The following is a 13352-nucleotide window of genomic DNA, read 5'->3' on the forward strand; positions in this document are numbered from 1 at the left end:
TTCGTGATCACCGGAAAGAACCGGCTAGCAGTAGTTTTGTTATGGGCTCAGTTCGTTTGCATCACGTAAAAAGGCCACAGCTTGGCGCGCCCAAAGAACCCAGCGACCGCCGTGGAAATAACAGAGTGGCGCTGAATCATGGCAATGCAGCCAAAACTGAGGCACCATATTTAGTCATGTGACCATTTATGTCAATGGTCACAGTCCAGGCAAGAACGTGTATGCCACTGCTCGATGCAATGGCTGAAACTGAAAAGGTATTTTTTCGACGTTCACATGAACGCTGCGCAGAATGCGCAGCCGGGAATCACGGCATGAGGCTGCGCAATATAAGATTTGAGGTGAGCGTGGGGGCTGTCTCAACGAAGTCAAGATTGTATTGCAGCAGCAACGGGTTGACGAAAGGCCGCAGCGCAAAATGGATGGAATCGACCGTCTCATCCAATGGGGTCTTGCGTTCAAATTCGCCGCTTTCCCGCCCTTCACGCACAATCTGCAAAACGAAACGCTTAATCTGCGCGTCGTAATTTTGTGTACTTGGCCAGCTTTCTGACGCCGCAAGAGCGGCAATGTCATAGAGCTTTCGATCGTTAAAGAACAGGCTTGCACCTGTGGAGATCAAGGTTCTGACCAAGCGTCGAAAGCGCTCCATTGACGAAACATCATCGACACTGATGGCCTGTTCAACCGCCGCGACGATTTCCGCCAAGCAATTTGAGCAGATGGCTTCGCCGATCGCCTGTTTGGAATCGAAGAATTTGTAGATGTAAGCCTTGGAAAATCCGATAGCCTTGGCCAGGTCGGAAACCGTGGTTTTGCTGTAACCGTACTGGCTGAAATGTTCGTTGGCCGCCGCGACAATCTGATCTCGAATGTCATGATCAGCTGGGCCTCGAACGCCGGGCGAGAAAATGGATGGCTGGTTCATGCCTGTAGCTTACGGATCCAATTCACAGTTGACAACTCGTGACCGTTTTAAAACCGGGTCACAAGTCTGTCAGGCGCTGGATACCTCGCTAAATTGACTTGGATCGGTCGGGATGCGCACCCGCCATAATGCTGACTATCTCTTCAATGCATCATTATTCAGCGCAGTACATTGTCTAACTTGTCCCACTTTACGGACTCACTGGCCGTTTTTTTCAGGTAAATAGGTGCATTGGCTACCAGAACAAAGACTTGATCCTGGAGGCCACTGCCCTCGCGAGCGAGAAACGCTAAACATGCTGCTTATATAAGTCATGACCGGAAAGACTTTCCGTGCAGGCTTCCACAATCTGACTCATTTACCGCCCGTCACATCCAGGAATGTACCAGTAACAAACGATGCCTCCGCACTCGCCAACCATAGAATCGCGCGGGCCACTTCCTCAGGCTGTCCGCCCCGCCCCATGGGGATCGATTCCTTGACACGATCGACCCGCCCCGGCTCACCGCCACTGGCATGCATTTCGGTATAGATATGTCCGGGGCGAATACAGTTAACGCGTATGCCTTCGCGTGCGACCTCCTTTGCAAAGCCAATGGTGAAAGTCTCCAAGGCTCCCTTTGACGCCGCATAGTCGACATACTCATTGGGGCTGCCAAGGCGCGCCGACGCCGAAGAGACATTGACCACCACGCCGCCCGGGCCGTTGTGACGGTAAGCCATACGCTTTACCGCCTGCTGGGCACAGAGGATTGGCCCGATGGAATTGACCGCGAAAATGCGCTGCATCCGCTCGAAGCCGAGATCCTCCAGGCGTGACTGAGTCGCCAGCATTCCGGCGTTATTGACCAAGACGTCAATGCGTCCGAACGAGTGGTCGATCGCCGCGAACAAATCAGCCACCTGCCGAGGGTCCGCACTGTCGGCCCGCATCGCCAGCGCTCTGCGCCCCAACGCTTCCACATCCGCAGCCACAGCCAGCGCTGCGGCCTCGTTGGTAACGTAGCTGATCGCGACGTCATAACCTCTTGCAGCGGCCAGCCGGGCCGTTGCTGCCCCTACTCCACGACTTCCACCCGTGATTAGAATCAGCGGTGCCTGCGAGACGTCGACCATTAGATATTGCTCCTGAGCCGTGGCTGTATCAGCCGATAAGTAAGGTGCCGCTGGCGATCACTACGCACGCCAGTATCCGGCGTGCGGTTAACGTCTCGCCGAGGAAGACATAGCCGATCAACGCCGCAAACAGCACGCTGGTTTCACGCAATGCGGATACCGCGCCCAAAGGCGCTTCGTTCATCGCGTAGATGACCATTGCATACGCGAGCAAAGAGACCAGGCCGCCGACCACAGCAGTCGCTGTTCCGGGCCGTGCAGAGAATAAGCTGCGGGCATCACGCAGACCGATGTAGACCACCGGCATCAACACGCCCCACAGGGCGCACATCCACACGGTGTAGGCCAGCGGTGCACCGGAGAGCCTGGCACCGATGCCGTCGACCACGGTGTAGGCCGCGATAAAGCCGCCCGTTCCCAGCGCATAGGGCAGGCTGGGAACCGAAAGACTGCGCCCTCTGAAGGCCAGGGAAATAATCCCGCATGACACCAGCGTAACGCCGAGCAACTCGCCAGGCGTGATGCTTTCTCCGGCAAAAACGGCTGCGCCCAAGGTGATCAGCACTGGCGACGACCCACGTGAAATCGGATAGATCTGCCCCAGGTCGCCGACTCGATAACTGCGCACCAGAAACAGGTTGTAGCCCACATGCAACAACCCCGAAAGCACCGCGTAGCCCCAGCTTTCAATCGCGGGGGGCAGCATGAATGCTGCGGCAACGAGGCTGGTGACGGCGATGGCAATGCACATCACCGTCATCGACCATAGCCGATCAGCGCCGCTGCGCAGCAGCGCGTTCCAGCTGGCATGCAGGAGCGCGGCGAAAAGCACGAGGAAGATGAGATGGATAGGCATGCGCCACTCTAGGCAATTCGGCGCCGGGACTAAAGCGAAGGCTCCTCATCGCAGCATGAATGAATGCTCATGCCTTAAGGTTCTACGTGTTTTACCTTCAGCGCCTCATCGACTAACCATTGACGAAAGCTGGCGATGTGCGGCTGTGATTCAATGCCCTTGGGACAGACGAAGTAATAAGCAAGCGGCGATGGGAACGGCACATCGAACAGCCGAACCAAACGGCCATCGCCGATTTCGCTCTCGACATGCCCGCTGCGCACCAATGCAACGCCTTGGCCGAGCAGAGCCGCTTCCACCGTCATGTTGGTATCACCAAATCTGACGCTTTCCTGAAGCGGCAAATAGGCCAGCCCGACGGCTTGAAACCACACTTCCCACTTGGGTACCAACTCGGCACCGTCCCGAGTCAGAAGCGGGAAATGTAACAACTGCGCAGGGTTCTGCGGAGTCCCGACGCGCCGCAACAGTTCTGGGCTGGCCACAGGAAACACCTGCTCCCCAAACAGGAACTCAGAATACAGACCAGGATAATTGCCCTTGCCGAGCCTGATCGCAACATCAGCCTGGCCGTGAGAGAAGTGAATTATTTTATCCGTGGTATCCAGCGAGACCAACAGTTCCGGGTGCTGACGAGAGAGACGCGGCAAGCGTGGCAGCAGCCATTTGAGCGCGAAGGAATAGGTGGTACTGACGCTGAGTCGTACCCTGTCTTTTTGCTCGCGCAAATCACCCAGGGTTGCCTCCAGGCTGATGAAAAACTCGCGCACGATGGGCGCCAGCGCAGCCCCCGCTGCCGTGAGGCGTAACGCCTTGCCACGTTCAAACAACTGCACGCCCCAAAGGGCCTCAAGATGCCTGAGCTGGTGGCTGACCGCGCTTTGAGTCACATGTAGTTCCTGTGCGGCCGACGTAAAGGTCAAATGCCGGGTGGCAACTTCAAATGCGCGCAAGGTCGCGGTGGGCGGCAGGTCTCTCATGGGCAGTATCCGGCGAGTTATCAGAAAAGTGCATGCATGAACGCTTCTTCATGATAGGCATAAACTCACTCGGGACGCTGTGTTCTCCATCGATCCCCCCGCCGACGGCGTCGGCCAGGCCTGAGACATAACCTGCGGGCACGCCCAGGGAAAAGACTGCATTGACCGCCCGAATGAAAACGATGAAAGCTCACCGTTTTCATTCGGCCTGGGAGACTAATATTTAAAACGCCCTACCAGGCCTTTAAGCTCCCCGGAAATCTCTATCAACCGCCCCGAGCCAGTCTGTGACGACTGGGCAAAGCCCTCGACCAACTGGGCATCGGCATGGATCTGTGCGATGTGCCGGTTGATCTCCTCAGCCACTTGATGCTGCTGTTCGGCGGCAGTGGCGATCTGGGTGTTCTGGTCGCGGATCGAGTCCACCGAGCCGCGGATCTTGTCGAAGCTGTCACGGGCCTGCTGGATGCGTTCCACGCTGGCGTGGGACACCTGCAGGCTGCCTTGCATCTGTTGCGTGACTTCCTGGGTGCGGCGGGCGAGATTGCCCAGCAGGCTGTCGATCTCGCCGGTGGAGTCGGCGGTGCGACGCGCCAGGGCGCGGACTTCGTCGGCGACCACGGCGAAGCCTCGGCCTTGGTCACCGGCACGCGCCGCTTCAATCGCGGCATTGAGCGCGAGCAGGTTGGTCTGCTCGGCGATCGAGCGGATGGTGTCGAGAATGGTGTTGATGTTCTGGCTGTCCTGCTCCAGCAACTGCATGGTCTGGGTGGACCTCTGCAAGTCTTCGCTGAGCTTGAGCACGCTGCCGGTGGCTTCGCCGATGTGCTGCTGACCGTCATGGACGTCGCGGTAGCCTTCGTCGGCACTCGACGCGGCAGCACTGCACGAGCGCGCGACTTCGTTGGCGGTCGCCACCATTTCGTTGAACGCCGTGCTCACCAGCTCCACCGCTTCACGCTGGCGACCTGCGGCCTGGTTCATGTTGTTGGCCACTTCGCTGGTGTCGACGGCGGCGGTCTGCAGGTCGGATGATGCGTTGCCGATGCGTTGTACCAATTGGGCGATCATGCCCAGGAACTGGTTGAACCAGCCAGCCAGGCCGGCGGTTTCGTCCTTGCCCTGCACCTTGAGTTGGCGTGTCAGGTCGCCTTCTCCTTCGGCGATTTCCTGCAGGCCGTCGGCCACGCCGCGAATCGGACGCACGATGACGCGGGCAAAACTGGCACCGACAAGCGCGAACACCAAGGCCAAGGCCGCTGCGATGGCGGCGATCAACCAGGTCAGGCGGGTGGCCTCGGCCATCACTTCATCACGCTTGATCAGGCCGATAAAACGCCAGCCCAGGTCTTTGGAGCTGACCACGTTGGCCATGTAGGGCACGCCATCGATCTCGATCTGGGTCACACCGTCGCCGCGCTTGGCCAGTTCGGCGTAGTTGGGGCCAAGGTCAGCCAGGGGTTTGAAGTTGTGCTTGGCGTCGCTGGGGTCTACCAGCACGTTACCGTTGGCCTCCACCAGCATCAGGTAGCCGCTGTTGCCCAGCTTGATGTTGCGCACCAGTTCAGTGAGCTGCTTGAGCGACACATCCAGGCCCACCACGCCGAGAATATTGCCGGCGGCATCCGCAACCGTGTGCACGGTGCCGATCAGCGTCGCATCGTCCGGCGCCCAGTAGTAGGCACCGGTGCGCACGGTGGTGCCTGGCGCGGCGATGGCCGCTTTGTACCAGGGACGCACGCGAGGGTCATAGTTGTTCAGTTTGCTGTCGTCCGGCCAACTGGCGTAGCCGCCGTCGCTCAAGCCCAGGGACAAGTAGGCGGTACTCGGATGGCTTTTGGCGAACTGGTCGAATATCGCCAGCAACTCTTTGTTGGTCGGGGTCAGCGGAATTTGTGCGGCATCGGCGCCGGCGTAGCTCTTGAGGTCCTTGGCCGCAACCACGCGCGGGTCCTTGGCAACATAGTCGACGTTTTGGCTGATGCCGTCGAAGAACTGCTTCATGCCATTGTCGATCTGGCGGATCTCGCGACCGCTGCTGTCGAGAAAATTGGCCTGGGCCCCCTCCCGCACATTCAGCACTACCAAAACGGCGACCAGGATGACCGGGATGCACGCGATAGCCGCGAACGCCCAGGTCAGCTTCTGCTTGATATTCATGACTTCACCTGCGGGTATTTATAGTTTTGGCAAGGAGAAACGCTAGAGCTGAACGTCGCATGTGTTGTTATCGGAGCCCATGCTTACACTGAATTATCGGCCGCGATGGTGCGCACTTTAGAAAGATACCGGGAGCTTTTGCACGGCGAATGTCCAGGCTGCACCCAATAAAAAAGGCCTGCGCAGCAGGCCCAGCCTTTTCAAACCAAAAGCTGGGGCCGCTTCGCGGCCCATCGGGAGCAAGCCCCCTCCCACAGGTTATTAACTGACCAGCATTATGCTAAAGGGCAGGCTTTATCGATTAAAGCGCTCGACCAGGGAGTATTGCGTGGAAGCCGTGCGGGTCAGCTCGGTGTTCAGCCCTGCCGATTGGTGCGCCTGCTCCGAGGTTTGGTCGGCCAGCTGGGCGATGGTGGCGATGTTCTGGCTGATTTCCTCGGCCACCGCGCTTTGCTCTTCCGTTGCGCTCGCAATCTGGGTGGTCATGTCGGTGATGTTGGCGACGGCTTCACTGATGCCCAGCAACGCCTTGTCCGCCTCGAGCACTTGGAGTACGCCCTCTTCGGCCTGGCGGCAACCGCTCTCCATGGTTTGCACGGCTTTGCCGGACGAGACCTGAAGCGTGGTGATCAGTTGATGGATCTGCGTGGTCGATTGCGAGGTGCGCTGTGCCAGCTGGCGGACCTCATCGGCCACCACGGCAAAGCCTCGGCCCATGTCGCCGGCACGGGCAGCTTCAATGGCGGCATTCAGTGCCAGCAGGTTGGTCTGATCGGCGATGCCTTTGATCACATCCACGACCGTGCCGATTTCATCACTGTCCCGCGCCAACTGCGCCACAGTCAGGCCGGTTTCGCTCACCACACTCGACAGACGCTCAATGGCTTCGCGAGTTTCCCGGGTTACATTGCGGCCACGACCCGTCAGCTGGTTGGCCTGCTGGGTGGCATCAGCGGTGCGTTGCACATGCCGGGCAACTTCCTGGGTCGTCGCCGCCATCTGGTTGACTGCGGCCGATACCTGTTCAGTCTCGACCCGCTGGCGCTCCAGGCCTTTCGAGCCCTCAGCGGCCAGCGCCTCGGATTGCCCTGCGAGTCGGCTGAGTTGCTCGGCAGTGTCCTGCAAGCGCGTAAGGCAAGTCTTCAGACGCGCAGTCTGGCTGACGAAAGCCGTTTCCAGGCGGGCTTGCGGGCCACGGGCATCGCTGTACATCTGCGCAATCAACGCATCGGAGGTCGAGGGTTCGGTCATCTGCAACAGGCGCAACGTTCCGCGCTTTTGCCAACGTGAAAAGACCCAGCCGACCGGTAACGCCACGGCTGCCGCCACACCGAATGCCAACGGCGCACTGAAGAACACACCGCTCACCGCACCCGCCAGCCCGGTGGCCAGATATGGCAGGTAATCTTGCGCAGCACACACCCAGTTGTCCCAGCCAGGGATGGCCGACTTTCCTTGGCTGATACGCTGATAGAGCGCTTGCGCCCGACGGACCTGATCCGCCGTCGGCTTGACTCTGACCGACTCGAAGCCCACCACCTGGCTGCCTTCGAATATCGGTGTGACGTACGCGTTGACCCAATAGTGATCGCCACTTTTGGAGCGGTTCTTGACGATCCCCATCCATGGCCGACCTTGTTTAAGCGCACTCCACATGTGCGCGAACACGGCTGGGGGCACGTCCGGATGACGAACGATGTTTTGCGGAGCCCCTATCAGATCTTCTCGATTAAAACCGCTGATCTCGACAAACGCGTCATTGCAATAACTGATAACGCCTCGGGCATCTGTTGTAGAGATAAGTTTCTGCTGTGGGTCAAGTGAAACTTCGCGCTGAGTAACGGGTTGATTATTTCGCACAACGACTACCTTTTATGACTTGCATAGCCATCGGCAAGCGCCAGGAAAAGTTAATACTTTTTTTTGAAATTTTTCTTATACATACAGACTTTGTACCGAAATCGAACAATAAGCGAAGCTTTTATAAACCTGAACGAAAGTACCAACTAAGAAGAAATAAACAAATAGCTTTGCTGCCATAACGGTCGCAGTTTCTATATATATCAGCACTTTGCAGAAGGGCCTGATCCGGCCTACGCTGCATCCACGGATCAGCGAGCGAGGTGACAATCGTGAACAGCACATTCAGGATCGATGCAGTAGACGCCGTGCCGCCAAACGAGCGCGAAGCGGAATATTTCGAGTACAGCAAAGCGGCAAATCCGATCAGCGCCAAGCTCATTACAGGCGTGCCCTACCACAACTTTCCAGCCTCGCTCTGCGACTCAGGCCCCTCGCGGGTCGTGCCGCTGGACCTGAGCGAAGCATTGGGCTGCGAAGGGCCGGCCACCGGCCCCGGGCTTTGTGCCAACTTTATCCGCCTCAATGTGGGCGACAGCCTGACGCTCCAGCCCAACGCCACCTCGCAGGTTTTTTATGTGATTGCCGGCGCAGGTAAAGTGACCCAGGGCGAGCACACCCTGGAATGGTCCAAAGGCTGCTTCATGGCACTGCCAGGTCTGCTGGGCGCCTGTTTCAGCGCGACCGAGGACGCCCGGCTCTATTACGTGCATGACGAGCCCCTGTTGCGCTATCTCGGCGTGACCCGCAGCACTGACCGGTTCTTGCCGACGTTGTACCCGGCGCAGACCGCCAACGCGAAGTTGCGTGAAGCGGCCGATGACCCGCGTGCGCAAGACCGCAGCCGTATCAGCATCTTGTTGGGCAACCGCAATTTCCCGCAAACCCGAACCGTGACCCATGTGCTCTGGGCCATGTATGGAATTCTGCCGGCCGGTTCGGTCCAGAAGCCTCATCGGCATCAGTCGATTGCGCTGGATTTCATCGTCGATTGCCCGACAGGTTGCTACACCCTGGTCGGCACCGAACTGGACGCCGATGGCCAGATACGTCATCCGGTTCGCGTGGATTGGGCGCCGGGGCTGGCGTTTGTCACGCCGCCCGGCTACTGGCATGCCCACTTCAACGAGTCCGGCCAGGAAGCGTTCCTGATCCCGATCCAGGATGCAGGGCTGCAGACATACCTTCGCTCGCTGGATATCCGCTTCAGTTGATAGCAGTCGGGCAAGCGGCGCACTTGCATGAAGCATGTTTGCGCCGCCCTTTCAGCTGATCAGGCTTTCAAAGCATCCTCCAGAAATGCCACCAATGCCCCCACCCGCGGGCTACGCAGCTTGCGTGAGGGCACCAACAGGTTGATCGGCGCACTGTCGAATTGCCAATCCGCCAACACCCGGACCAGGCTACCGTTGGCGATTGCATCACTGACATCCCACTGCGAACGCAGCACCAAGCCCAAGCCTTGCTCGGCCCAACGCCGCGCGACGCTTCCATCGTTACTCAACAGCGCGGGTTCGATGCGCAGTGTTTTGCGCCCCTGCCCCTTACGCAGATGCCATAGCGTGACATCTTCATCATTTTCACGAATGCAAATGCAGCGATGCTCGGCCAGTTGCTCCGGTGAAGATGGCACCCCGTACAGCTCCAGATAGGCTGCGCTTGCGCACAACCATCGGTGGTTTTGTGTAAGGGGCCTGGCGATCCACAGGCTGTCATTCAGGTGACCGATATGAACCACCGCGTCGCTGTCGTGACGATCAGGCCATGGCGTTTCACGCAAATCCAGCTGCAGGCGCAGCTGTGGATGCAACCTGGCGAAGCGCGCCAGCAGCGGCGCAATCCGCTGGCGTCCATAGCCGAACGGCGCCGCCAGCCTGAGCGTGCCGGTCAGCCGCTCATCCTGTTGCCTGAACGACTCCGGCAGCGCCTCCAGTTGCTCCAGTAACAGCGCACATTCACGGGAGAAACGCTCGCCGTCGGCGGTCAGGCTCAAGCGCCGGGCATCGCGATTGGCCAGGGTCAGCCCCAGCAGCGTCTCGAGCTTACGTAGGCGCATGGACAGTGCGGGTGGCGAGACGTTGAGCATTCTGGCCGCAGCGCTCAAAGACTCGGAGCGCGCCAGTGTTGCAGCCAGGCGTAGATCTTCGACAGAGATCATTCAATTTTACTTAATGATTGATGACCATTGATTGAACCACAAATTTACGAACGCTGAGTAGAGTGGCCGCGTATCCAGCCACCTGAGCTCTGTCATGTCAGCCCCGATTGCCTCTCTCGATACCCCCGTCGCGCTAATCGATGTCTCGCGAATGCAGCGCAATATTCAGCGCATGCAGCAACGCACGCACAGCTTGGGTGTGCGCTTGCGCCCGCATATCAAAACCAGCAAATGCCTGCCCGTGATCAAGGCGCAGATAGCCGCCGGCGCGAGCGGCGTCACGGTGTCCACCCTGAAAGAAGCGGAGTATTGCTTTGCCGAGGGCATCAACGATGTGTTCTATGCCGTGGCAATAGCGCCGGGCAAGTTGGCTCAGGCCCTTGCACTCAGGCGCCAGGGCTGCAACTTGAGTGTGCTCACCGACAGCGTTGTCGGGGCCCAAGCGATTGTCGCCTTCGCACAGCAACACGACGAACGTTTCGACGTGTGGATCGAAATAGATTGCGATGGCCACCGCTCAGGCCTGGCCGTTGAAGACCCTGCGCTGCTAGCGGTTGCCCGTGTCCTTGTTGAGGGCGGCCAGCAATTGCGCGGCGTGATGACCCACGCCGGCTCCAGCTATGAACTCGACACTCTTCCAGCATTGCAGGCCCTTGCCGAACAGGAACGCCATCTCTGCGTCAGCGCCGCTGAAAAAATCCGCCAAGCCGGGATGGCCTGCCCGGAGGTCAGCATCGGTTCCACACCCACCGCCCTGTCGGCGCTGAACCTGGAAGGCGTCACGGAAGTACGTGCAGGTGTCTACGTCTTCTTCGACCTGGTCATGCACAACATCGGCGTTTGCCAGGCGGACGAGTTGGCGCTGAGCGTGCTGACCACCGTCATCGGCCATCAGCAAGACAAAGGCTGGATCATCACCGACGCCGGCTGGATGGCCATGAGCCGTGACCGCGGTACTCAACGCCAGCGCCAGGATTTCGGCTACGGGCAGGTGTGTACCGAAACCGGCGAATGGATCGACGGTGCGCGAGTGACGGGCGCCAACCAGGAGCACGGCATTATCACCCTTGGAGCGGCCCAGGACACCGACATCGTGGCGCGCTTCCCCATCGGCAGCCGCCTACGCATCCTGCCCAACCACGCGTGCGCAACCGGCGCGCAATTCCCGCACTATCACGCCTGCGACGCCGAAGGCGCCGTGCACACCTGGAGTCGCCTGCATGGCTGGTAAGATCGAGTTGATCCACACTACCAACGCGGCCGCTCCGGGCGGGCACTACTCCCAGGCGATACTGCACCAGGGCGTTTTATACGTGTCCGGGCAGTTGCCGGTGCGCACAAACGGCGAGCACAGCGCCGACCAACCGTTCGAGGTGCAAGCCTCGATCGTGCTCGACAACCTGATGGCAATCCTCAGCGCAGCGGGCCGGAGTGCGAGTGACCTGTTGAAGGTGACGGTGTATGTCGTGGGGGTAGAACACTGGGCCGCTTTTGATCGGGTTTATGCGCGTTATCTGGGAGAGCATCGGCCGGCTCGTGCGGTGGTTCCGGTGGCGGGGTTGCATCATGGTTATTTGATAGAAATTGAGGCGGTGGTTGGTGGGTTGTGACTGTTAGCGTGGGTCAAGGATGGTTTCTTTAACTCTTTAGTCATATCAACTGGTTGGCTGTTAAGTAAGCTATTCTGGTCTCACTCCTATCTCTCAATTACGCGCCACTCAACTTCCTGACCAACGTAGCCGCCATTAGCTTCAACGTTCTGCTCTCTGCCTCAAACCTGTCATCTAGAGCGCGTATTACCTGCGCCCTGTCAGAAATATAGCCAGCCAAAAAAACTGATTCAATAGATTCAATTGCATGAATGACAACCGACTCCTCTCCAGCTTTCAGAAGCATGAGCAAAACGTACAGCGCCCGCTCATCATTCGAATCACCGAGAGACTCCGCGCACCTACCTCGCCAAGCTTCAGACTTCGTCAGAAGAGCCGATTCAAGTTCGCTCCAGCTTGAATTATCAAACTGAGAGACCTTGGAGGCCGCGATATCAATCCCTACATCCGACCAGTAATCTTCTGACCCTATGGAACCCAGCAAAAACTCATATTCCTTAAACATATTTCACCTATTATAAGTAAAACAGAGGTCGGCCCCTGAGGGATCCCATATTTTTAAAGAGCAACGCTGCTGAACTCTGAACAACGCAAGCGCCCCTCAGGGTCTGCCCCCTATACTCTCTATTTCCCAGGGACTTCCACCCCGCTTTTCTTTTGGACCATTAACTCACAGAGGTAAGGCTACCCCCCTCACTGGTCATTATTTCCTCTGGAATTTCATCATAGACAAAAAGTTCATCACCTAAGTTTAATATGCATAGGCAAAAACCGTTATCAAACGAGAGAGCAACGCCTATCACTACGTCTTCCGCCAAGGACTGCACAAGCGATGCTGACACTAACCTCCTTCCTACAACATCGGAAAAACAAAGCTCACCAGAGATACAAACAATATCTTGCCTTCCGTATTCACCTAAATCGCGGCTTGAAATCGGACTCAAAGAAAAACAGAGAGACGCACCATCAGGCCCGCCATAGAGTTTCCCGATTTCAGAATTTTCAAATAGAAGGCCAACCTCTTGGGGGGCAGAATCCCTCTCGGAAGAGAAAACATGAAATAAAGCATTTACTGTCAGTAGTTTCTTCCCGAGCACTGTTAACAGCCAGGCAATCATAAGTTCAGGAAATTTCATTACCTGACACCTCCCTTCAATGCGCTCTGTACAGATGAATTCTGAGTTACCCCATCCTTCAGGATAGTAACGAACGTTCCATCAGGCTTGGTAACAACCACATCATTACCCTTAACTCTGAAAAACACATCACCCCGAGGAAATAGGGGTCAGACCACCATTCTTTATATTTTCAAAGAGAAACTCTGCTGAACTCTAAAAAACCCAAAAACGTGGTCTGCCCCCTACTCCCCCCCCTACTTCATTTGGAGGACTGCGCTATTCGGTCTAGTGCATCTTTCTCAGCATCAACTATCGAGCCAACTTTTGCACCAACGAACCAGTCTCACCTCGGCAAAAACCGTTTACACAAAAATGTTTTGTAGTTGTCAGGCGCCGCACTTATTAACGTCTCGAGATCATCACCACGAACCAAAGAATGGTCGACTATAGACTCAACAAAATAGTACAGATACCCAGGATTCTCACTCAATTCCAACTCGAACCCCCGAAGAAACTCCAGTATGTGTTCAAATGAATTTTCCTGCACCAGAGTGCAACCTAAAAAC

10 protein-coding genes and 4 pseudogenes are annotated in these 13352 nt (G+C 57.4%); 3 read left to right on the plus strand and 11 right to left on the minus strand.

Features of this window, described 5'->3' with window-relative positions:
* Positions 1-307 precede the first annotated feature (307 nt).
* The 8 genes and pseudogenes from ACQRBT_RS23115 to ACQRBT_RS23150 form a co-directional block, all read right to left on the minus strand.
* Positions 308-928, minus strand: a complete 621-nt coding sequence (locus ACQRBT_RS23115) for a TetR/AcrR family transcriptional regulator (RefSeq protein ID WP_060752869.1) — start codon at positions 926-928, stop codon at positions 308-310.
* A 354-nt stretch (positions 929-1282) separates the two neighbouring features.
* Positions 1283-2044, minus strand: a complete 762-nt coding sequence (locus ACQRBT_RS23120) for an SDR family oxidoreductase (RefSeq protein ID WP_412046005.1) — start codon at positions 2042-2044, stop codon at positions 1283-1285.
* Between the two features lie 28 nt (positions 2045-2072).
* A complete protein-coding gene (locus ACQRBT_RS23125; RefSeq protein WP_412046004.1) occupies positions 2073-2900 on the minus strand; it encodes an EamA family transporter in 828 nt (275 codons plus the stop codon).
* 74 nt (positions 2901-2974) lie between these two features.
* Positions 2975-3880 (minus strand): transcriptional regulator GcvA, encoded by a 906-nt coding sequence (gene gcvA, locus ACQRBT_RS23130; protein WP_412046003.1) that lies wholly within the window; start codon positions 3878-3880, stop codon positions 2975-2977.
* A gap of 216 nt (positions 3881-4096) precedes the next feature.
* A pseudogene (locus ACQRBT_RS23135) lies at positions 4097-4612 on the minus strand (methyl-accepting chemotaxis protein); the annotation flags it as partial.
* A 345-nt stretch (positions 4613-4957) separates the two neighbouring features.
* A pseudogene (locus ACQRBT_RS23140) lies at positions 4958-6040 on the minus strand (HAMP domain-containing protein); the annotation flags it as partial.
* Between the two features lie 294 nt (positions 6041-6334).
* A pseudogene (locus ACQRBT_RS23145) lies at positions 6335-7324 on the minus strand (methyl-accepting chemotaxis protein); the annotation flags it as partial.
* Between the two features lie 300 nt (positions 7325-7624).
* Positions 7625-7900, minus strand: a pseudogene (locus tag ACQRBT_RS23150) (PAS domain-containing protein); the annotation flags it as partial.
* Between the two features lie 272 nt (positions 7901-8172).
* Between ACQRBT_RS23150 and ACQRBT_RS23155 the strand changes: the two are divergent.
* Positions 8173-9114: a cupin gene (locus tag ACQRBT_RS23155; protein WP_412046002.1), complete on the plus strand. Its 942-nt coding sequence runs from the start codon at positions 8173-8175 to the stop codon at positions 9112-9114.
* Between the two features lie 59 nt (positions 9115-9173).
* Here the strand turns inward: ACQRBT_RS23155 and ACQRBT_RS23160 are convergent, their stop codons facing one another.
* Positions 9174-10058 carry a LysR family transcriptional regulator gene (locus tag ACQRBT_RS23160; RefSeq protein ID WP_412046001.1) on the minus strand — a complete coding sequence of 295 codons (885 nt, stop codon included), beginning with the start codon at positions 10056-10058 and terminating at the stop codon, positions 9174-9176.
* 94 nt (positions 10059-10152) lie between these two features.
* Here ACQRBT_RS23160 and ACQRBT_RS23165 point away from each other — a divergent pair, with 94 nt between their 5' ends.
* Positions 10153-11289 (plus strand): DSD1 family PLP-dependent enzyme, encoded by a 1137-nt coding sequence (locus ACQRBT_RS23165; protein WP_412046000.1) that lies wholly within the window; start codon positions 10153-10155, stop codon positions 11287-11289.
* Complete coding sequence (locus ACQRBT_RS23170) at positions 11279-11668, plus strand: RidA family protein (protein WP_412045999.1); 390 nt, start codon at positions 11279-11281, stop codon at positions 11666-11668. The genes ACQRBT_RS23165 and ACQRBT_RS23170 overlap by 11 nt, the downstream gene beginning before the upstream one ends.
* Before the next feature lie 97 nt (positions 11669-11765).
* Here the strand turns inward: ACQRBT_RS23170 and ACQRBT_RS23175 are convergent, their stop codons facing one another.
* Together ACQRBT_RS23175 and ACQRBT_RS23180 are read right to left on the minus strand one after the other, a co-directional pair.
* Positions 11766-12173, minus strand: coding sequence for a HEAT repeat domain-containing protein (locus tag ACQRBT_RS23175; protein ID WP_412045998.1), 408 nt, complete (start codon positions 12171-12173; stop codon positions 11766-11768).
* Positions 12174-12333: 160 nt separating this feature from the next.
* A complete protein-coding gene (locus ACQRBT_RS23180; RefSeq protein ID WP_412045997.1) occupies positions 12334-12804 on the minus strand; it encodes a hypothetical protein in 471 nt (156 codons plus the stop codon).
* Positions 12805-13352 lie beyond the last annotated feature (548 nt).

This window comes from Pseudomonas sp. R19M (assembly GCF_050312585.1).
Lineage (GTDB): Bacteria > Pseudomonadota > Gammaproteobacteria > Pseudomonadales > Pseudomonadaceae > Aquipseudomonas > Aquipseudomonas palleroniana.